Annotated in this window: 20 protein-coding genes; 11 read left to right on the forward strand and 9 right to left on the reverse strand. The window is 38.4% G+C overall.

Annotated elements, in window-relative coordinates:
- Nucleotides 1–6: 6 nt before the first annotated feature.
- The 3 genes from hisC to hisG are packed head-to-tail and all read right to left on the reverse strand — an operon-like array spanning nt 7 to nt 3,257.
- Entirely contained in the window at nt 7–1,062 is a 1,056-nt protein-coding gene (hisC, locus tag ACH784_RS19395; RefSeq protein WP_404396824.1) for a histidinol-phosphate transaminase, read from the reverse strand.
- Complete coding sequence (gene hisD, locus ACH784_RS19400) at nt 1,063–2,352, reverse strand: histidinol dehydrogenase (RefSeq protein ID WP_404396826.1); 1,290 nt, start codon at nt 2,350–2,352, stop codon at nt 1,063–1,065.
- 5 nt (nt 2,353–2,357) lie between these two features.
- Nucleotides 2,358–3,257 carry an ATP phosphoribosyltransferase gene (gene hisG, locus ACH784_RS19405; protein WP_058032502.1) on the reverse strand — a complete coding sequence of 300 codons (900 nt, stop codon included), beginning with the start codon at nt 3,255–3,257 and terminating at the stop codon, nt 2,358–2,360.
- Between the two features lie 314 nt (nt 3,258–3,571).
- On the opposite strand from hisG, the gene ACH784_RS19410 reads away from it, so the two are divergent.
- The 3 genes from ACH784_RS19410 to tsaB all read left to right on the forward strand — a co-directional run bounded on the left by ACH784_RS19410 (nt 3,572) and on the right by tsaB (nt 6,488).
- Nucleotides 3,572–3,799, forward strand: coding sequence for a hypothetical protein (locus tag ACH784_RS19410; RefSeq protein WP_404396830.1), 228 nt, complete (start codon nt 3,572–3,574; stop codon nt 3,797–3,799).
- 84 nt (nt 3,800–3,883) lie between these two features.
- Entirely contained in the window at nt 3,884–5,794 is a 1,911-nt protein-coding gene (locus ACH784_RS19415) for an ATP-dependent DNA helicase (RefSeq protein WP_404396833.1), read from the forward strand.
- 1 nt (nt 5,795) lies between these two features.
- The gene (gene tsaB / locus ACH784_RS19420) at nt 5,796–6,488 is read left to right on the forward strand and encodes a tRNA (adenosine(37)-N6)-threonylcarbamoyltransferase complex dimerization subunit type 1 TsaB (RefSeq protein WP_404396836.1); all 693 of its coding nucleotides are present in this window, start codon (nt 5,796–5,798) and stop codon (nt 6,486–6,488) included.
- Nucleotides 6,489–6,580: 92 nt separating this feature from the next.
- Here tsaB and ACH784_RS19425 read toward each other — a convergent pair whose 3' ends face one another.
- Nucleotides 6,581–7,879 carry an alkaline phosphatase gene (locus tag ACH784_RS19425; RefSeq protein WP_404396838.1) on the reverse strand — a complete coding sequence of 433 codons (1,299 nt, stop codon included), beginning with the start codon at nt 7,877–7,879 and terminating at the stop codon, nt 6,581–6,583.
- A gap of 205 nt (nt 7,880–8,084) precedes the next feature.
- Between ACH784_RS19425 and ACH784_RS19430 the strand changes: the two genes are divergently transcribed.
- From ACH784_RS19430 to rnd, 3 genes are all read left to right on the forward strand, one after another.
- Entirely contained in the window at nt 8,085–8,909 is an 825-nt protein-coding gene (locus ACH784_RS19430; RefSeq protein WP_404396841.1) for an alpha/beta hydrolase, read from the forward strand.
- Nucleotides 8,910–9,027: 118 nt separating this feature from the next.
- Nucleotides 9,028–10,680, forward strand: a complete 1,653-nt coding sequence (gene fadD, locus ACH784_RS19435) for a long-chain-fatty-acid--CoA ligase FadD (protein ID WP_404396843.1) — start codon at nt 9,028–9,030, stop codon at nt 10,678–10,680.
- A 53-nt stretch (nt 10,681–10,733) separates the two neighbouring features.
- The gene (gene rnd / locus ACH784_RS19440; RefSeq protein ID WP_404396846.1) at nt 10,734–11,861 is read left to right on the forward strand and encodes a ribonuclease D; all 1,128 of its coding nucleotides are present in this window, start codon (nt 10,734–10,736) and stop codon (nt 11,859–11,861) included.
- Nucleotides 11,862–11,917: 56 nt separating this feature from the next.
- On the opposite strand, the gene minE is transcribed toward rnd, so the two are convergent.
- Genes minE through minC form a run of 3 tightly spaced genes read right to left on the reverse strand, consistent with a single transcriptional unit; the run spans nt 11,918 to nt 13,693 of the window.
- Complete coding sequence (gene minE / locus ACH784_RS19445; RefSeq protein ID WP_058032510.1) at nt 11,918–12,181, reverse strand: cell division topological specificity factor MinE; 264 nt, start codon at nt 12,179–12,181, stop codon at nt 11,918–11,920.
- A gap of 1 nt (nt 12,182) precedes the next feature.
- A complete protein-coding gene (gene minD / locus ACH784_RS19450) occupies nt 12,183–12,992 on the reverse strand; it encodes a septum site-determining protein MinD (protein WP_404396849.1) in 810 nt (269 codons plus the stop codon).
- A gap of 5 nt (nt 12,993–12,997) precedes the next feature.
- Nucleotides 12,998–13,693 (reverse strand): septum site-determining protein MinC, encoded by a 696-nt coding sequence (gene minC, locus ACH784_RS19455; protein WP_404396850.1) that lies wholly within the window; start codon nt 13,691–13,693, stop codon nt 12,998–13,000.
- 173 nt (nt 13,694–13,866) lie between these two features.
- Here minC and ACH784_RS19460 point away from each other — a divergent pair, with 173 nt between their 5' ends.
- Both ACH784_RS19460 and ACH784_RS19465 read left to right on the forward strand, forming a co-directional pair.
- Complete coding sequence (locus tag ACH784_RS19460) at nt 13,867–14,148, forward strand: YcgL domain-containing protein (RefSeq protein ID WP_404396853.1); 282 nt, start codon at nt 13,867–13,869, stop codon at nt 14,146–14,148.
- Complete coding sequence (locus ACH784_RS19465; protein WP_404396856.1) at nt 14,141–15,157, forward strand: lytic transglycosylase domain-containing protein; 1,017 nt, start codon at nt 14,141–14,143, stop codon at nt 15,155–15,157. Before ACH784_RS19460 ends, ACH784_RS19465 begins: the two co-directional genes overlap by 8 nt.
- A 70-nt stretch (nt 15,158–15,227) precedes the next feature.
- Here the strand turns inward: ACH784_RS19465 and ACH784_RS19470 are convergent, their stop codons facing one another.
- Together ACH784_RS19470 and ACH784_RS19475 are read right to left on the reverse strand one after the other, a co-directional pair.
- Entirely contained in the window at nt 15,228–15,770 is a 543-nt protein-coding gene (locus ACH784_RS19470; protein WP_404396859.1) for a GbsR/MarR family transcriptional regulator, read from the reverse strand.
- Between the two features lie 140 nt (nt 15,771–15,910).
- Entirely contained in the window at nt 15,911–17,050 is a 1,140-nt protein-coding gene (locus tag ACH784_RS19475; protein WP_404396861.1) for a Na/Pi symporter, read from the reverse strand.
- A gap of 290 nt (nt 17,051–17,340) precedes the next feature.
- Between ACH784_RS19475 and ACH784_RS19480 the strand changes: the two genes are divergently transcribed.
- From ACH784_RS19480 to ACH784_RS19490, 3 genes are all read left to right on the forward strand, one after another.
- Complete coding sequence (locus ACH784_RS19480; RefSeq protein ID WP_404396864.1) at nt 17,341–19,290, forward strand: 7TM diverse intracellular signaling domain-containing protein; 1,950 nt, start codon at nt 17,341–17,343, stop codon at nt 19,288–19,290.
- Between the two features lie 81 nt (nt 19,291–19,371).
- On the forward strand, nt 19,372–21,174 hold the full coding sequence (locus ACH784_RS19485) for a DUF885 domain-containing protein (RefSeq protein ID WP_404396866.1): 1,803 nt from the start codon (nt 19,372–19,374) through the stop codon (nt 21,172–21,174).
- A 104-nt stretch (nt 21,175–21,278) separates the two neighbouring features.
- Nucleotides 21,279–21,779 carry a YcgN family cysteine cluster protein gene (locus tag ACH784_RS19490; RefSeq protein WP_404396869.1) on the forward strand — a complete coding sequence of 167 codons (501 nt, stop codon included), beginning with the start codon at nt 21,279–21,281 and terminating at the stop codon, nt 21,777–21,779.
- The last annotated feature ends 9 nt before the right edge of the window (nt 21,780–21,788 follow it).

Raw genomic sequence — 21,788 nt, forward strand, 5'->3', positions numbered from 1 at the left:
TACTACTTAGAGGCCATTAAGCCAGTCGGTGACTTGTTGTAATTCTTGCTCTGTGCCGATTGAAATTCTGATCCAATCATCTTGGTCGAATAATACAAATGGGCGCATGATCAAACCTGATTGCATGGCTACATCAATGACTGCTTTGTCTTTTAAACGGATAGTGACAAAGTTTGCATAGCTGTCTAAAACAGTGACTACTTGCTTGTTGTTTTTGAGTGCTAACGAAAGCTCAGCTTTCGCTGCATTTAAAATTTGCACTTGGCGTTTTACTTGAGTGATTGCATCTTTACTTAATGCTTGGGCAGCAATGGCAGCAACCACTGTCGAAACAGGATAAGGTGCGATGACCTTTCTGACTACGTTCAATAATTCGCTGTTCGAAAGCATGAAGCCCGTTCTTAAACCCGCTAAGGCAAACGCTTTAGAAAGAGTTCTCAAGACAACCACATTTTTGAAGTCCCGTAACAGACTGACAGAAGAATATGCTTCACAAAATTCAATATAGGCTTCATCTACAACAACAATGGCCTTACCAGACAATTCATCAGCGATTTCAGCAATTTTCTCTACAGGTAAAATTGCGCCAGTTGGATTATTTGGATTACAGATAAAGACCAGTTTTGATTGCGCACACGCTTCGCAAATTGCAGTTTTATCGTCGTTAATAAGTTGCTCTTGGCTCAATATATTTAGTGCAATATTGTGTGTATCAGCCGTAACTTTATACATGCCGTAAGTTGGTGCAAAAATGCTGATTGAATCTTTGCCCGGCTCGCAGAATGTTCTAACTAACAGCTCTATTCCTTCGTCAGCGCCGCGCGTCATTAATACGTTTTCTTCGCTTACGCCTGCATAATCAGCGTATGCATCAATCACTGCTTGTGGTTGTGGATCAGGATAACGATTCAAGTTATCTAGACTTACGTCAAAAGTTTTAGCATACGGGCTTTCATTGGCATTTAACCAAGTTGAACCTGATAGTTTCATACTTTTAGCTGAGCTATACGCTTTTAGCTCATTGATGTTCTTTGGTAACAGCGTGGTGATCACATCACTCATTTACAAATTCTCCAAACGCACTTTAACGGCATTAGCGTGTGCGTCTAATCCTTCTGCATCAGCAAGCGGTAAAATCGCTTTGCTTAAATTTTCTAAACCCGAAGGGGTAATACTTTGCACAGTATATGTTCTATAGAAGTCCATTAAATTAAGACTTGAGTAGACTTTACTGTATCCATAAGTTGGTAGTACGTGATTTGTGCCAGAGGCATAGTCCCCTGCAGATTCAGGCGTATAATCACCAACAAACACTGAGCCTGCATTTTTAACTAACCCGACATATTGGTCGGCTTGGTCAATTTGTAGAATAAGGTGCTCAGGACCATATTTGGCAGAAACGTCAAACGCTTGTGCCATGTCATCGACTAATATCAAGGCACTGTTATCTAGCGCTGCACGTGCGATATCAGCACGAGATAAGCTTTCTAGCTGTAGCTCAATTTGCTGCTGTGTTAGGGCAATGATTTCTTCACTATTACATACAAGCAGCACTTGAGAGTCTCGACCGTGCTCTGCTTGGGAGAGTAAATCAGCAGCGATAAAAGCCGGGTTTGCGCGCTCATCTGCAATGACCATAACCTCAGAAGGACCTGCTGGCATATCAATCGCAAACCCAGGAACAGACTGGCTAAGTAGTTGTTTTGCCATGGTCACATAACTATTACCAGGGCCGAATACTTTGTTTACCTGAGGGACTGACTCAGTGCCATAGGCCATAGCAGCGATAACACCCGCGCCACCACTTTCGATGATAGTGGTGATCCCGCAAAGTTTAGCTGCATATAAAATGGCAGGGTGGATGCGCTCATTACCATTTACTGGCGTTGCTAATACAACAGTTTTGGCACCCGATAGCTGTGCACACACGCCTTGCATTAAAACAGAGGAAGGTAGTGGCGCACTGCCACCTGGTACATAAAGACCAATTGCATCAATCGCTTCAAATTTTAATTCACACACCACGCCCGGTGCGGTTTCAATCTTTTTAGACACCGGTTGCTGCTGTTGGTGAAACGCTTTGATGTTGCTATAAGCTAAATCAATGGCTTGTTTTAAAGACGGTTCAAGCAAGCCTTCACTCTGCACTATTTCTTCGCTCGGCACACGTAAACGAGGCTGTTCACGTTTGTCGAACTTTTTAGCAAACTCAAGTAATGCGTTGTCACCGTTTGCAATGACATCATCAATAATCGCTTGTGTTTGCTTCTCAATCGACTCACTGGCTGTGACTGCAGGTCTTTCTAAAATTGCAGCCTGTGCTGATTGAGAACCCTCATTCCACTTAAACACAGTTGTTACTCCATCATTTTTTCAATTGGCATAACGAGGATAGAGTTTGCACCAAGTGCTTTTAGCTCTTCCATGGTTTCCCAGAATAGTGTTTCGCTGCTAACCATGTGTAGCGCCACATAATCGTCAGAGCCAGCAAGTGATAGCAGGGTAGGTTGACCAGTACCTGGCAGTAGTTCACACACTTCGGTTAATTTTGCTTTAGGAGCGTGTAGCATGATGTATTTACTTTCTTTGGCTTGCTTAACACCTTTTAAGCGCGGCATTAATTTATTGATTAGTGCCAGCTTATCTTCATCGTTTAGTTTTGGATTTTGAATAAGGCATGCATTTGACTCAAGAATAGTATCACCTTGCATTAAGCCATTTGCTTCAAGTGTTGCACCAGTTGAAACAAGGTCACAAATTGCATCGGCAAGGCCTGCACGAGGAGCGACTTCTACAGAGCCAGTTAGCATCACCGCACTTGCATTGATACCTTCACGCTTTAAGTAGCCTTTCAGGATTTCAGGGTAAGTTGTTGCAATACGCTTGCCTTCAAACCAAGACTTATCTTGTGGACCAAGTTCCTGTGGCCATGCCAGTGCAAGGCGGCAGTAACCAAAATCTAACTTAGACAGTTTTAGTACTTCAGAATATTGGTTTAGACTCTGACGTTCAGCTTGTGTTTCTTCAAGTACGTTTTCACCAACAATACCTAAGTCACATACGCCGTCCATAACAAGACCAGGAATATCATCATCGCGCACACGTAAAACGTCGATTGGCATGTTTGTTGAGTGTGCAATTAGGCGTTGTTCACGCAGGTTTAATTTAACACCTAATTGCTTGAGAAGTTCTTGGCAATCTTTTGAAAGTCTGCCTGATTTTTGAATTGCGATTCTTAAACGGTTGTTTGTACTCATTATTTATATCCTTTGTTCTAAAACGAAAAACCCCGAGGGAACCTCGGGGCGATATAAATTCTGAGTTGAGTCGCCGGGAGGTTCCTTTTAGGAATAACCCACCAGCGAAATACCTGACAGGCTATTCGGGTGTATGATGGTGATGATGAATAGTTGTCAGTGTAATAAACATGTAAATTCTCTTAATCAATTTTGATAACGTAATTAGAAGAACATATTTTACAGATTGAGTGCAACTAAAATTTTGAATTTTTTAAAGTATAAATTATAACTGTCGATAATAAGAAGTAGGTACAAGCTTGTAGGAGGATATAATGGATGTATTTAAGCCCTTGTTAACTAACATAATTAGGCTTGAAGTTTCGCATAAGCCGACTTTTTATGTGGCAGGTGTCATAGATAACAAAGTTGAAAAAGTAAAACTCGATAAGGCCAAAAAAGAAGACGCCAAAAGAAAACTCAGCGAGCAATCACCCAACAAAAAGCAAAAACAAACTGAAAACGACGAGGATGACGGTAAGCATTTAGATGTTTGGGCGTAACATATTAATCATGTTTTCAAACACTCGGTTGCTCATCTAAACACTAAACCGTACAATTGCAAAAAACACTGCTGTAGTCACTTCTTGCAAATTAAATCGCTTTTTTCAGAATCAGGTCCATTAGCTTTAAATATTCCTGGATATAAACCAAGACAGCCTCAAATTGATATGGCTGAGATGGTGCATGCTGCAATAGAAAATAAAACTCAGTGTGTAGTCGAGGCAGGCACTGGTACAGGTAAAACATTCGCGTATTTAATTCCTGTGTTACTCAGCGATAAAAAATCGATCATTACCACCGGCTCTAAAGCACTACAAGAACAGCTTTATCATCGAGACTTGCCACAACTTGCTAAAATATTGAATAAGGGTAGAAAAGTTGCTCTGTTAAAAGGGCGTGCAAATTACCTGTGTACCTATCGGCTTGAGCAGCATGTAGCCCATGTTCCTACCGACGACCCTGATGTGATGCACCAACTTGCCATGGTTGCAAAGTTTGCCTCTCAAACTAATACGGGTGATTTAGCAGATTGTGTTGGTATTGAAGAAGATGCCAAAGTATTACCTTATGTAAACTCAACGGCGGATAACTGTTTAGGCAAGGAGTGTCCTGATTACGCTGAATGCTATATAAGAAAAGCACGTATCAAAGCAATGGAAGCAGATATTGTGGTGATCAATCATCACTTATTCTTCGCTGATATGGCGGTGAAAGACTCTGGCTTTGCTGAACTTATGCCTGACGCTGATAATTATATTTTTGATGAAGCGCACCAAATTCCCGAAATTGCCAGTGATTACTTTGGTGACAGTATAAGTACCAAACAGCTGGTGGCTTTGATCAACGATCTGCGTTTAATCTACCGCTCTGATATTCCAGACATGTTGCAATTGGGTAATACACTCAATAAGTTAGAAACGGCAGTTGCCGATCTGCGACTCGCTTTTGCAGGTGAAAGTTCTCGGGGAGATTGGCGAGAATCTCTAACCAGCAAAACCATTTGTGATGCGTTGCACCGTGTTATTTCAGATTTAGATTTCTTGTATAAAGTCTTAAAGCTATGTCTTGATAGAAGCGACAAAATTGAGCACCCATTCGAAAAGGTATTGCAGTTTAAAAACCAATTAGAGCGCGCATTTGACACCACACAAACGGGTTACAGCTATTGGTATGAGACAACGCGACGTTTCTTAACAATCAATATCACACCTCTAAACGTCGCAAATAAATTCAAAGAAATTATAGAGCGTACCCAAGCCAGTTTTACTTTTGCATCTGCGACCTTATCAGTAAATGATTCGTTAGATCATTTTAATAAGAGCTTGGGCTTAAAACCTAAGCATCAATTATTGGTCGAAAGTCCGTTTGATTATGAAAATCAGGCGGTGTTATGTATGCCTAGGTATTTGCCGGAAACCAGTGACGATATGATGCCACATAGCCTGGTAAAACTCGCCAAAGAGCTTATAAAGGCAGCAAAAGGGCGGACATTTTTACTTTTCACAAGTTATCGAGTCATGCACTTAGTTTACGAGGGGTTAAGTACTGCTACTGAATATCCCGTGTTTATGCAGGGTCAATCGTCCAAGCGGATCATTTTAGAACAGTTTATTCGCCACGGAAACGCGGTATTAATGGGCACAGCTTCTTTTTGGGAAGGGGTTGATGTTCGTGGCGATGCGCTTAGTTGTGTGTTAATTGATAAATTGCCTTTTACATCACCTGACGATCCTTTATTACAAGCTAGAATGAAAGATTGCGAATTGACCGGTGGTGAGCCTTTTGAAGACATCCAATTACCTCAAGCAATCATTAACCTTAAGCAAGGTGTCGGTCGCTTAATACGAGATCACAGTGATAAAGGTGTACTTGTCATTTGCGATAACCGTCTAGTTACGCGAAAATATGGGCAGACATTTTTACAAAGCTTACCTAATATGCGCCGCACAAGAGATTTTCAAAGCGCATTACAGTTTTTAGAGAACATAGAATAATATGACTTATAACCTTTTAGCGTTAGATGCTTCAACTGAAGCGCTAAGCATTGCCATTCAATTTAATGGTCAAACAGTTAAACATTTTGAAGTTTGTCCTCAGCAACATAGCCAAAAAGTGTTGCCTTTAGTTTCTGAGTTATTAGACAAAGCAGGCTGTAAGTTACAAGATTTAGATGGCATTGTATTTGGTCGTGGACCGGGCAGTTTTACTGGTGTCCGTATTAGTGTTGCAATCGCGCAGGGGCTGGCTTACGGTGCAAACCTTCCGCTGGTGGGTGTTTCAACACTACAGGCAATGGCACAGCAAGCCATTGACGAAAAGCAGGTGGAGTCTGTTGTTACGGGTATCGATGCACGAATGGGTGAGATTTATTTCGCACATTATCGTAAATCTGAAAAAGGGCTCGCTGAATTAAGCATTGATGAAAATGAAGTGGTGTGTGCGCCAACTGATTTACCTGAGTCGATTAAAAGCTTAACTGCGGTAGGAAGCGCGTGGGAAACTTATGCTGAGCAAGCGGCCGATTTAAATTTAGATGTCATCTCTGAAATTACCTTACCTGATGCAGCATACATGCTAAAAATTGCAGAAGTTGAGTTTGAAAAAGGTAACACTGTACAAGCAGCCGATGCGCAGCCGCACTATGTTAGAGATACGGTAACTTGGAAAAAGCTGCCCGGTAGAGAGTAATACCCGCTATCACGCTTATATATTTAAAAAGCCAGAACAGTGTTCTGGCTTTTTACTGGTTATTATTGCTGTATAAGTTACTGCTCAATAAATTACTTTTCGATAAAGTGAATTAGTTTTTCTGCAATTTGGGTGTTGTTTTGTGACCCGATAAATTGCTCATAGCCTTTGCCATAAGCAAATACTTGTACATCAATTGCAGTATGACCACTTGTCGTCCAGCCAGTATAAGTTGCTGTATTAATGACTTTGTTGATGGCTTTGTAAAGCGCTTCATCACCGTCTTTTTTGGCTTTTGACAGAGAAGCTAAATCGTCTTTACTAAGCGCTAAACTTGTATGTTGAGACCAAGCTGTTTTTAAATCATCAGCTTCAAGTAGAGACTTGGTTATCGTCATAGCAGAAGAATTCACTTTCTTTACTTCATCAGGTAGCCAAGTGTATTTACCATTCGCACCTAGGGTTAAACCGCCAGTAGAATGGTCGGCGGTTACAACTAATAAAGTATCGGGGTTTTGGTCTACATACGCTTTGGCAAGTTCAATTGATTTGGCAAAGTCGTGCATTTCTTTCATGGCACATGCAATATCATTTGCGTGACCGCACCAATCAATTTGGCTACCTTCTAACATGATAAAGAAGCCTTTATCATTGTTTTTAGAAATTAAATCTAAAGACTTAAAAGTCATTTTTTCTAAGCGGTTTGGATTCTCATCTATTGCGTGAGGAAACGCTTTGTCAGCAAATAGCCCCAGCGCTGGTAATTGTTCAATTTGATTTAATTTGTTCCACTCAGAAGTATATTGATAGCCCGCTTTTTCAAACTCTTTAATTAAGTTTCTGTCGCTGCGCTTAAAATATTGCACGCCACCACCAAGCATTAAATCGACAGGTAGCTTTCCTGCAATTTTTACGTCGAAGTAATCATCAGCGATCTCATCATAGTTACGACGAGATTCATTATGCGCTGCAAAACTTGCAGGTGTTGCATGGTTTATTTGTGAAGTCGATACCAAACCAGTACGCATGCCTTTTTCTTTTGCCACTTGAAGCATGGTTTTCAAAGGTTTTTTATGCGTGTCGACTGCAATTGCACCATTATAAGTTTTTGTTGCAGTACTAAGGGCTGTCGCACCTGCTGCACTGTCAGTGACATAAGTGTCATCATCAGGGTAGGTGTGTGCCATACCAACAAGGATTTGGTCAAATATAGTGGGTTCTACTACTTTGGTGTTTGGGTTGTCAGAATAATAACGATATGCAGTGGTAAAAGCTGGGCCCATACCATCACCAATCATGTAAATAATATTCTTTGGTGCTTCGGTAGCAAATGCATGACTACCAAATGCCATTAAGCACGATGCTGTTAATGCGCTCATCGCGTATTTCATATGTGTTCCTTTAAATTCCCGTGTAAAACTTTTCTACAAATTTGATATTAAGAAATCTTTAAAAATAGAAATATCAGGATGTAGATGAATTCTTTTGCTTTTATTTTTAAGTGAAGAGAAGATATTACCAGTTCAAATACGATTAAATAATTAAAATATGACTAGTGACAAAAAAAATACGTTAGATGTGCTAAAAGAAATTGGCTTGTCAGGTCAAATTTATGGACAAGGTGAGCAGATTGTAATTTGTTTACACGGTTGGTTGGACAATAGTGATAGTTTCAAGCCTATGCTTGAATTTATTGATGAGGATAAAAACTTCACTTGGATTGCAATTGATTTACCAGGTCATGGACGTTCTCAATGGAGAAGCCATGATGCGCACTACTATTTTATTGATTACGTTTATGATCTGAAATTTTTATTAGAAAAATTGCGATGTGAGAAAGTTATGCTGGTCGGGCATTCCATGGGGGCAATGATCTGTAATTTATTTGCAGCTTGTTACCCAGGCAACGTTTTAGCAATGGCTTTAATAGATGGTATTGGTATTGTGACCACGAAACCAAGTGAGTCAAAACAGCAATTAATAAACGCTTTTCGACAAAGAAGCAAAGCTCAACAGCAAAGCAATACAAAATTATTTTCAAATTTTGAAGAAGTGGTTGCTGCAAGACTTAAAGTGTCTGATTTAGAGTATGAAAATGCTGCATTACTTATGCGTAGAAATGTTGAAATATTCCCAGAAGGTGTAAAACTTACAACGGACCCAAGACTTAAACAACATTCAGGGTTTAGATTTTCAGCAACACAGGCCTTGGCTTGTTTAGAAAATATCGAAGTGCCAACTCTATTTCTAAAAGCATCTAATGGGTATCCAATGATTGAGCAGCAGCTTAAGGTTTTTGAAAAGTGTTTTACTCAGTTAGAGGTAGTTTTGATCAGTGGTGGTCACCATTGCCATATGGAAAACGCCAGTGAAACTTTACAAAGCATTTCATTTCATTTCGACGCATATAATGAAACTTGATTGTACATTATCGAAAAATATGGGAATATCGATAAATTAGAGCTTTTGCTCAATTGTTAAAGTGCCTTAGATAGATTAAGGTTAAGATTAAAATAAGAACGATAAACGAGGAGTTACTGTGGATAAAATTTGGTTAAAGCGCTACCCAAAAGGTATGCCTGAAACAATTGATCCAGAGCATTACAACTCACTGCTTGAATTATTTGATGAAAGTTTTACTCAGTACGCTTCTTTACCTGCGTACAGCAATATGTCTAAAACTATGACATATCAACAGATTGATATTGCAACAAAAGCGGTTGCGAGTTATCTGCAAAATACTTTAGGTTTGGGCCGAGGTGATAAAGTTGCCGTAATGATGCCTAACTTATTACAAACTCCAATTAGCATTCTCGGTGTATTAAGAGCTGGTTGTACAGTTGTAAATGTAAACCCGCTTTATACTGCTCGAGAGCTTGAACATCAGCTAAATGATTCTGAAACCAAAGCGATTTTCATTTTGGCTAACTTTGCCCATACACTTGAAAGTGTGATTGGTAAAACAAACGTACAACATGTTGTTTTAACTCAAATTGGCGATATGTTAGGTGGAGTTAAAAAGCACTTAGTGAATTTTGTTGTGAAACGTGTAAAGAAAATGGTGCCACCTTTTTCATTACCAAATGCAATTGCATTCAATGATGTTGTAACAGCTGATCATAGAGCTTATAAAAAACCAGAAATTCACAGAGATGACCTTGCATTCTTGCAATACACTGGCGGTACAACAGGTGTATCGAAGGGGGCTATGCTTTCTCATGGAAATATGGTCGGTAACCTTGAGCAAGTGTCAGGTTGTCTAGATAATGTACTAGATAAAGGCAAAGAAGTTGTCATTACGGCACTTCCGCTTTACCACATTTTCGCATTAACGGCGAACTGCTTAACTTTCATGAAGTACGGTGGTCATAATATACTTATAACAAACCCGCGTGATATGCCCGGTTTTGTTAAAGAGCTTTCGAAATATCCTTTTACAGCAATTACTGGTGTAAACACTTTATTTAATGGTTTATTAAATACGCCTTGGTTTGCAGAGTTAGATTTCTCAAATCTTAAAATGTCATTAGGTGGTGGTATGGCGGTTCAGCGACCTGTGGCTGAAAAGTGGCAGGCAGTAACCAAGAGTAAGTTAATGGAAGGCTATGGTCTTACTGAGTGTGCACCGCTTGTAACAATTTGCCCTTACGATCTTGATGGCTACAATGGTTCTATTGGATTACCTGCGCCGAGTACTGAATTGAAAATCGTTCTTGAAAACGGTGAAGAAGCCCCTAAAGGTGAAGCTGGTGAGCTTTGCGTTAAAGGTCCTCAGGTAATGCAAGGTTATTATAACCGTCCTGAAGCAACGGCTGAATGTCTTAAAGATGGTTGGTTCGCAACAGGTGATATTGCAACTTACGATGATGAAGGTTTCTTCTATATCGTAGATCGCAAAAAAGACATGATTTTAGTTTCGGGCTTTAATGTTTTCCCTAATGAGATCGAAGAAATTGTTGCCATGCATGATGGTGTGCTAGAAGTAGCAGCAATTGGTGTTCCTCATGAAGTGAGTGGTGAACAAGTTAAAGTATTTATTGTTAAAAAAGACCCTTCTTTAACAGAAAAAGATATAATCTCGCATTGTCGAGATAATTTAACCAATTATAAAGTGCCTAAACTAGTCGAGTTCCGAGATGAGTTACCTAAAACTAACGTCGGAAAGATTTTGAGACGTGCTTTAAAAGATTGATAGAAACCGGCGAAAGCCGGTTTTTTTTAACCCATTTGTGCTTAGGAGTGAAAGTGCAGTACCAAGTCATTACAGAGCAACAACAATTAGATGAATTTGTAGCAGCAATCGCCGATGCAAAATTATTAGCGCTAGATACAGAGTTTATGCGCCGTCGCACTTTATATCCTGAAGTCGCACTTATCCAAGTTTATGATGGGCAAAGTCTTGCGTTGATCGACCCTCTTGTGGATTTAGATTTTTCATCATTTTGGCAAATTCTAAAATCTGACGATACTCTTAAAGTGTTACATTCGCCCTCGGAAGACATTGAAGTATTTAATAATTTTGCAGGGTTTGTACCAACACCAATGTTCGATACCCAGTTTGCTCTGCAGTTATTAGGTGAAGGAAACTGCGTCGGTTTCGCCAATATGGTTAAGCAAATCCTTGAAATAGACATTGATAAAAGTGAGTCTAGAACAAATTGGTTGCAACGCCCTTTAACTAGTAAGCAACTAGATTATGCTGCCAGTGATGTTTTTCATTTATTACCCTGTTTTCATGAGATTTATAAACAAATATCAGAGAAGAACTTAATCAATATTGTACTAGAAGAAAGTCAGTTAATTATTGAAAAGCGGTCTTACGAGTTACCAGATGAGTTACTTTATCAAGATATTAAAAACGCTTGGCAATTGAAGCCTCGAGATTTAGCGACATTGCAAGTATTAGCACCTTGGCGCCGAAGAAAAGCAAAAAATAAAAATTTGGCATTGAATTTTGTTTTAAAAGAACAAAATATGGTTGAGATTGCAAAACGTAGACCGACTAACTTATCTTCTTTACGGAATGTGCCTGGCGTTGAGCAAATGGAAGTGAACCGTTCAGGTAAAGAGATCCTAAACGCTATAGAGCAGGGGAAGTCTATAGATATTGAAAGCTGTCCTGAGAAGTTGTTGCGTTTAATAGACTATCCTCAATACAAGAAAGCAGCGAAAGAAATTTCAAACCAAATTAAAAAAGTAGCAATGGAAACTGATATTCCAGCAGATGTTTTTGCATCAAAAAAACAAATCAATCAATTGATAAGTTGGAAATGGAAGCACGATGATGAGACAAGAAAGTTATTGCTTAAACCTGACTTATTGAAATCGTGGCGCTGGGAGTATTTACAGGATGTGTTGTCTGAATGGCAGTAAAACTTAGATTCTGTCTACTGTAAAAAAGCCTAGGTTAGAACCTAGGCTTTCTTTATTTAAGATTTTTCGTCGTCTGGTAAAGTGACGTTAAGTTCTAATACAGCTAAATCGTCTTCGTTTTGTTCAAACTGAACATTTACTGCATCAGAATCTACTTTAACGTATTTACGGATCACATCGAGAATATCCTGTTTCAATTGCGGTAAGTAATCAGGTGTACCACGCTTAGAACGTTCATGAGCAACAATAATTTGAAGGCGCTCTTTAGCCAGCGACGCGCTCGATTTCTTTTCTGAGCGAAAATAATCTAAAAGTGACATGCTATCCTCCAAATATGCGCTTTAATAAGCCTTTCTTTTCAACTTCTAAGAATCTGAAATCAACAACTTCACCAAGTAAACGGTTAATTGCATCAGAATAAGCTTGGCCTGCATCTGATTCATTATCAAGGATCACAGGTTGGCCTGAGTTCGAAGCATTAAGTACTGCTTTTGACTCTGGAATTACACCTAATAAGTCAATTGCCAAAATATCTTGAACATCTTCTACAGATAGCATTTCTCCAGCGTTAACACGTTCAGGATTGTATCGTGTTAACAGTAAATGTTCTTTTACTGGCTCCAAACCTTGCTCGGCACGACGAGACTTGCTTTGAAGAATACCTAGGATACGATCTGAATCTCGAACTGAAGAAACTTCAGGGTTCGTTGTTACGATAGCTTCATCTGCAAAGTAAAGTGCCATCATTGCACCTGCTTCAATACCAGCAGGCGAATCGCAAACTATAAAGTCAAATTCTTCTTTTAATTCGTTTAAGACTTTTTCAACACCTTCACGAGTAAGTGCATCTTTATCTCGAGTTTGCGATGCAGGAAGAATATAAAGTTTCTCTACACGCTTATCTTTAATTAAAGCTTGATTTAAATTTGCTTCACCGTTGATCACGTTCACAAAGTCGTATACAACTCGACGTTCACAACCCATGATTAAATCAAGGTTTCTCAGGCCAATATCAAAGTCAATAATGGCTGTTTTGTATCCTTTAAGCGCAAGACCAGTACCAATTGCTGCGCTAGAGGTAGTTTTACCTACACCACCTTTACCTGAAGTTACGACAATAATTTTTGCCATCTGAATTATCCTTTGACCAAAGCTGTTATTTCTAATGATTCGTTGCGTTGTGTAATTTGTGCTGGCTGTTCCCAGAATTCACCTTGTAGTGATTCACTTAACCAATAACTTCCATTGATTGAAACTAACTCAGCTTTTAGTTGCTGACAATATATTGCAGCTTCTTGAGCACCCGAGGCACCAGCAATTGCTCTGCCTCTCAAAGTGCCATAAATGTGTATGTTGCCATCTGCGATGACTTCAGCACCGTGACTAACTGCACCCAGAACAATTAAATCTCTACCTTTTGCATAGATTTGTTGTCCAGAACGAACTGTCGACTGTATGACTTGAGGTGGTAAATAGACTTCTTTTTCAACTACCTCAGTTGATGCTGATTTAGGCTTTTGAACGTCTTGACTGTAATTTAAAACCGACAGTTTAGCTTCTTTCGCGTCTAATTGTTGTTGCTCTGAGCCATTACATATTCCAACAGGGTTTAGCTGAAGTGCACTAAGTGAATCTTTTAAAATCAAGAAATCAATTGACTCTTCTTGCACTTGAGCAAGATTAACGACGATAGGTGCGCCCTGAAAAAATTTAGGTGCTTGAGAGATTTTCTCGTCGAGCTCTTTGCGTAATTGAGCTAGGTCGACAGAAAATAGATGTAATACAGAGAGAGTGAAAAGGTTACCTTTTAACTCAAATGTTTGTTCAGACATATTACGCAGTTCTTATAATTATCCAATTTATAAAATTAGAAAGGCGATTGATAAAAAGCAAAGGGCCATTTAAAGACAAGCCAATGAGAGTCATTGCTCGCTAAACTTTCCAATTATATTTTTAGTCATGTTATAGTGCTGTCAAGATATAAGCAAGAATTTATAGGGTTATAATGCTTACTGCGGTCTACAAGAGCTCAAAAAGAGCCAATACTTATCTATACATTGAAAAACGTGACGATTTTAGCAAAATCCCTGACCCCTTAATGGACACATTCGGTACACCTTTGTACGTGATGATGTTTGATTTATCAAAAAGGGAAAAGCTAGGAATTGCCGATATTAAACTTGTTCAGTCTGAGTTAACTGAGAAAGGGTTTTATTTACAACTTCCACCAAAAGAAGAAAACCTTCTTGAAGAGTTAAAAAAACAAAACGGAGTTGATAGTGTCTAAATTCGTAGTTCCGATTTTAATTGCATCCAGTTTGTCTTTTTCTGTATTTGCAAATACCCAAGAGAAATTTGATCAATATGTAACTAAACTCAAATTAGAAGCATCTGAGAAAGGCTATGAAAAATCTTTAATAGATGAAGCTTTTGCAACAGTAAAATTTAAAAAGAAAGTGATCAAGGCGGATAAAAATCAACCTGAAGTGGTTGAAACGTTAGAAACTTACTTACCGAAGCGTGTACCACAATGGAAAGTTGACAGAGCAAGAGCACTTTATAAAAAGCATAAACCTATTCTAGAAAAAATTGCCAAAGAGTATGGTGTTCAAGCAAGGTTTATAGTCGCTTTATGGGGCTTAGAAAGTAATTTCGGACGAATTCAAGGTGGTTATCCAGTTATTAGCTCACTTGTCACCTTAGCTTTTGATGGACGACGTGAAGCACTTTACAAACGACAGTTATGGGCTGCTCTCGACATATTGAAAGATGGCCATATTAGTTTAGATAAGTTCAAGGGCTCTTGGGCTGGTGCGATGGGGCAGACGCAATTTATGCCTACATCATTCAATTCTTACGCTGTTGATTATAATGGTGATGGCAGAAAAGATATATGGACAACTGAAGTAGACGCTTTTGCTTCAATTGCCAATTATTTAAAGCAAGCTGGTTGGAATGATGATTTAACTTGGGGCCGTCAGATAAAGTTACCTGAGAACTTTGATCATAAATATGTACTTAAGCGTGGCACTAAGACAAGAAAACAGTGGTTAGAGTATTGGCAAGATTCGGAGCGAAGCTTAGCAGATTGGCAAGCCCTCGGTTTGCGTCGTGCTGATGGCAGTGACTTACCTAATGTTAATATTTCAGCCGCTTTAGTTATGCCTGATGATATTAATGGCAGAATGTATTTAGCTTATGATAACTACAAGGCTTTAATGCACTGGAATCGCTCTTACTATTTTGCGACAAGTGTTGGATATTTGTCGGATAGAATTGGATATCCAAAGATTTAAAATAAAAGATATAAAAAAGGCAGCTCATCGCTGCCTTTTTTGATTGGGCATAATGCCTGCAAGTGTGAAACTATTTCTTAAGAAGCTTATCTTTTAAGTCTATTACTTTACTAACCGAAGAGCCTAATTTCATGAGAGTTTGCAATTGCTCTGGTGAGAGTCTTTGTAATTCAGCTGACCATTTAGTCACAGTCTCTAGTAAGTCATGAATTGTCTGCATTTGAGATTGCGCATAGGCTTCTTCATTTGATTGAGCAGGTTCAATAATAGAGTCTCTTAACAAAGATAGTGTCGGGTCAATTTCTCTTTTTCTTCTTTCTTCGAATACTTTGTTTGCTAAATCCCAGATTGAGCCATTTGGTGCGTAGTACTCTTTACGATCGCCAGGCACATGAATGACTTTTACTAGCTGCCATGATTGTAATTCTTTGATCCCCATGCTGACATTACCGCGGCTAATTCTTAATGCTTCGGCGATTTCATTCGCACTTAAAGGTTGCTCACTGATAACCAACAGACCAACCATTTGACCGATCGTTCGGTTGAAACCCCAGCGGCTACCCATTTCTCCGCAATGCAGTACAAAGTTTTCTAGTTTCTGAGATAAAATCATTTTGAAAGTTTCAGTAAAATTTGAAAGTCAATTTAGACTTTGAAGATTTCAATTGCAAGGAAATTATTGAATAAATATGAAGGAGATCAATAAATGCAAAAAAGAGGAGCTGGGCTCCTCTTTTTTGCTACCAAACAGTTTTATCTAACTGCGAACATAATCAAGCCTGGTAGTACAAAGAATGAACCTAACACATACCCTAACGCGGCTGGTTTATTGTTTGCGCCAATTTTAGCAAGCTTATCAGCAAGTTGCAGAGGAATTTCTCTCAATGTTGGAATGCCGTAAATTAATGCAACTGCAAGTACATTAAACATCACATGAACTAAAGCGATAGTCAGTGCAACTTGTGCTGCAGGACCTGTGATTGACGTAGCGGCAAGTAAAGCTGTGATCGTTGTACCAATGTTTGCACCTAAAGTGAAAGGGTAAATTTGGCGAGTTGTAAATACACCACTTCCTGCAAGAGGGATCATTAAGCTAGTTGTTGTAGATGATGATTGAACCATGATAGTAACGGCTGCACCTGAAGTGATACCAGCAATTGGGCCACGACCGATAGCACCGTGAAGTAAATCTTTCGCTTTACCAACTAACGCTTGTTTTAATAGTTTTCCTAATGTTGTTACGGCAAATAAAATCATAAAGATACCGATTACAACCATTGCAATACCAACAGCCTTACCGTCTAAGAAACTAACAGCATCTTTAACTAAACCTACAGCAGGTTTTACAAGTGGTTTGATGAAGTTATAGCTTTTAAGTGATAAATCAGCATCACCAACAAATAAATGTGCAAGGCTTGATGCAATCTTTTCTAAGAAACCAAACATAATCTCTAATGGCAAGAAAATAAGCACTGCTAGCAAATTGAAGAAGTCGTGAACAGTAGATGCTGAGAAGGCTCTTTGGAACTCTTCTTTAGAGCGGATGTGACCGATAGAAACAAGCGTGTTGGTGATTGTAGTACCAATATTTGCTCCCATAACCATTGGAATTGCGATTCCAATTGGTAAACCACCAGCAACTAAACCAACAATAACAGAGGTAACTGTTGAAGATGACTGTACTAAAGCTGTTGCAAGGGCACCAAGTAATAAGGCAACAAATGGGTTGGTTGCGAATGAGAAAATCTCTTTAGCACCTTCACTACCGCCAGAAGCTAACTTAAAACCACCACTGACTGTACCAACGGCAACTAAAACTAAATAAACTAGGAATGCAATTGCTGCCCAGTTTAAGATTTTATTGAAAAGTGTTTGCTGATTAGAAGCACTCATAATGTTCTCGTTTTGTTCATGCCAAATATGGCACTTTCATGAAGTTTTTGTTTCGAGCGGCATTAAAACAAAGAAATATTACAGAAATATTTCACTCTGCTGTTCTATTAACCAAAAGAATGAGACATAGGTTTTAAATTCAAATTAGCCACGTTTTAACAATGAGTTAGCTTTTATCGCTTTTACATTTGTTTACAACAATACTAGTGTATAATTTTATACAATTCACATTTGCTCCATAGTTACCCCATAAATTGTAATGAATTATTATTTCTATTTAATTGGCTTTGATGCGTTTTAATTACTTCATCTTTTTTTGCATAGTGTTGTTTTTAGGATTTTCTGCATTTGCAGCGCCTACTCTTGTGCTTGAAAAGAACCAACCTGTGTATTCATTAAAAGAACATGGTTTGATTTTTTATAACACTGACAACGAATCAGTTTCTTTAGATGAAATAAATAAAGAGAGTATCTGGATAGAGGCAAGCGATATTAAACAAAAGCCAATGATTTCCACTTACAGTAAATGGTTAAAAGTTGAAATTAAGAACAGTTCAGAACGCGCAGACTGGTACCTTTCGTTTGGCTATGCTCGCTTACCCTCACTTAAGATATATGATGTTTCTGATGAACACTTAAAATTAGAGTTTGAACATTCAGCAATAAAATCATTCTACGACCGTCCTGTTTCCGATCCTATTCTATTTATACCCTTAACTTTTCAAAGTGGTAGTAGTAAAACCTTACTTATTGAGTATCAGACATTTGCTAATGCACCTGCTAATGTTCGTTTACATAACTATCAAGATTATTTGGCAACGTCACAACAAAGCACCTTAGTGAATGGTGCGATTGCGGGGGTTGTGATGGCGATACTATTGATTATTTGTGTCAATTTATTTTTTAATACTAACAAGACAAATATCTATTATGCGCTGTGGACCTTTACTTTCTTATTGATTGTAATGGATATGGCCGGATTCACCTCTAAATATATATGGCCAACTTCGATAGGAGAATCCAGTCAATTTTCTATATTATTGATGACGACAGTTCCGATTTTCCATCTTCTCTTTATTGATAGTTTCTTACAGCTACGCAAATTCAATGTCCTTGCCCATAGAATTTATAGTTTAGTGCTTTATATCTATGTGTTGCTTGTGCCTGTGGCCCTGTGGTTTGAAACTGTCTTCTTTAATTTAGTACTAAGTACACTCATAATTCCATTATTTTTATATACATCGTATTGGAGTTGGTTTCAAAAAGCCCCTGGGATCAGAGTATTTTCTTTAAGCTTGTTCAATCATGTACTTTTTCTGAATATTCTAACAATTGTTGGCGCGAGTTTTGGGAATGTTTTTCCTGTATTTGCATTGTCTGATTACATCAAAGTTGGCTATTTGATTGAGGTGAGTTTATTTACCGTGGCCTTAGCGGTTCAGAATAAATCTGTTCAGAATCAATTAGTTTCTTACCTCCAAGAGCAGGTTGATTCATTAAACGAAAACCTGAGTGCTGAAAAACAACTGCAAGCTACCAATATAAAAGCAGTACAGCAAAAAGAAGAAAAGCTATTTGCTGATTTATCTCACGAACTTAGAACACCTTTAACGGTAATGAAAATCCAAGTTGAGTCCTTACAGCATAATATTGTTGATAATGTGCATTCTAGTTATGGCAAGTTAATGAAGAAGATTAACGAGCTAAATGAATTTATAGATGATTTAACGCAAGTAACACCAAGCGGGCAAGTGTATAAAAATTCAAATATCAAGACTCAAAAAGTTAAAGACATTATTAATGCCACTTATGATATAGAAATCGATAAATCTCTTTTGAACATTGAACGTCCTGAATTACTTTCGTATTCGCCATCTAATTTACAAAGGCTAATCGATTATGATTCCGAAGGGTTCAAAATTGTACTTGAAGAATGTTGCCAAAATGCAATTAGTCATGGTGGTAATGATGTTCGTATTAGTGTTCATCTTGATAATGATGAAGACTCATTAATAGTCAGTATTGATAACTCAGGTGATAGCCTAAATGACGATGTGTTTGAGCAAATTTTTAACCCTTTAGTTCGTTTAGATGATGCTAGAAATAGTGAAGGTAATCATAAAGGGGTCGGTCTTAGTTTATGCAAGAGGATCATCGAATCATGTAATGGTGAGATTTTCGCCTCAAATAGTGAGCTAGGTGGCTTAGGGATCCATATTATTTTTCCTCTAAAAGTGTAACAAATAGTTTATTCTAAAACTTACATATGGTTTTTCTAGCAAGCTCTGGCAAACTAACGTAAACACACAAAAGGATAAATTATGCTTAAACACTCTCTCGTCGCTGCAGCAATTGCACTGTCGCTTGTTGGTTGTAATACAACCAACAATGAAAATACTTCAGTAAGTGAACAGCAAATTCAAATTAATCAAAACGAGCTTGTAAATCAAATCAGTGAAGATTTCTTCAATGCTATGGTTGAGTTGAGCCCAACATCAGGTACTTTTATTGGTAAGGAAGGCGTTAATGATAAGTTCGACACAGCGACAACAAAAGAAAGCTTAAAAACTTATAAATCTTTGTTATCACAATTTGAAAATAAACTATCTAAAATTGATAGTAGCCAACTTTCCGGCCAAGCTTTACTGAGCTTTGAAATATTGAAGCGCGACCTTGCTTTTTCAAAGCGCGGCTTTGAATTCCCAAGTTATATGATGCCGATAAACCAAATGTCTGGCTTGCATAATGTGTTTGCAGGGTTAGGTTCTGGTCAAAGTGCTCAGCCATTCAGAACTGTTGAAGACTATAATAACTTTATTGGCAGAGCAGATGGGTTCGTGAATTGGCTAAGTGGCATAGAAAATAACATGCGAGCAGGTATCCGTAATGGTGTAGTTTTACCTAAATCACTGACCACAAAGTTAATTCCACAATTTGAAGCACACATAGTTACTGATGAAACAAAATCTGTTTTTTGGGGGCCGATCAATAACTTTCCAGAGTCTTTTAGCAATGAAGAAAAGGCTGAGTTAACTGCAAAGTATAAGAATATGGTATTGAATACCTTAGTACCCGCTTATAAGAAAATGGCATCATTTCTAAATGAAGAATATTTACCAAATAGCCGTGACTCTGTTGGTTACAGTGCATTACCAAATGGTAAAGCTTGGTATGAGTATCAAATTGCAAACCACACAACTTTAGATATGAGTGCTGATGAGATACATCAAATCGGTTTAAGTGAAGTAGCGCGTATCAGAAAGGAAATGGAATGGGTCAAAGAACAGCTTAACTTCAAAGGGGACTTGCAAGCATTTTTCGAGTTTTTGAGAGAAGATGAACAGTTCTATTTCAAATCTGCAGAAGAATTAATCAATGCTTATGTAGAAGTAAAAAAGAAAATAGATGCACGTGTTCCTTTATTATTTGATATTGCACCAAAAGCAGATTATGAAGTTAAACTTGTTGAAGCATTTAGAGCACAGTCAGCTGCCGGCGCTTCATATGCATCGCCTGCACCTGATGGAAGTAGACCAGGTATTTTCTATATCAATGCGCATAACTTAAAAGCTCAGCCTAAATTCTTAGTTGAAACTTTATCTATTCATGAGGCAGCACCAGGTCACCATTTTCAAATTGCTTTACAGCAAGAAGTAACAGGCTTGCCAAGCTTTAGAAAGTTTGGTGGTTACACTGTTTTTGCTGAAGGCTGGGCACTTTACGCTGAAAGTTTAGGTAAAGACCTCGGTTTATTTACAGATCCATTAATGTGGTATGGTCGATTAGTTGATGAGCAATTAAGAGCCATGCGTTTAGTTGTCGATACTGGTTTGCATGCGAAAGGTTGGAGTCGCGAAAAAGCCATTACATTTATGTTAGATAACTCTTCAATGGCCGAATCTGATGTAACAGCTGAAGTTGAACGATATATTGGTTGGCCAGGCCAAGCAGTGTCATATAAAGTTGGGCAGTTTAAGATCCAAGAATTACGAGATTATTCTGAACAAAAATTAGGTGATAAATTTGATATCAAAGCATTTCATACACAAATTTTGATTGATGGTGCGTTACCGATGCCTATTTTAGAAAAGAAAATTAAAAGCTGGGTTAGTTCTCAGTTATAAAGACTTTCACCGTAAACGAATAAAAGGCCAGCGAATGCTGGCCTTTTGCTTGTTACACTTCCATCAAGTAAAATTAGCATTGTTAGTACTAATTCGAGACGATAATGACGATTGATAATTTTTGGCAAACTAAAACGTTAGCGCAAATGAATGAACAAGAATGGGAAAGTATTTGCGACGGCTGTGGTAAGTGTTGTTTGCACTCATTTATCGATAGTGATCAAGACGATGATGGCGAAGTAATTGCCCAACTGAGAGAGGGTGAATCTCTCATATTTTCGAGTATTGCCTGCCAATACATTGATGATGTGAGCTGTGGTTGTACTCGCTATGCTGAAAGACAAATATTGGTACCTTCTTGCGTTAAATTAACGAAGGAAAATTTGGAGCAGGCTTTCTTTATGCCCAATAGTTGTAGTTATAGACGTTTACACGAAGGTCGAGGTCTGGCAAGTTGGCACCCGCTGCTTAATGGTGGCAGCAAAGCACTGATGAATAAATTGGGGATCAGCATTCAAGGCCGAGTAACTCACGATAATCAAGTAAATGTTGAAGAACAGTTTGAAGATTTCATAGTTGAATGGCCAGACTTTGATTGTGACTAACAGGAAATC

Source organism: Pseudoalteromonas phenolica, assembly GCF_044788725.1.
Lineage (GTDB): Bacteria > Pseudomonadota > Gammaproteobacteria > Enterobacterales > Alteromonadaceae > Pseudoalteromonas > Pseudoalteromonas phenolica_C.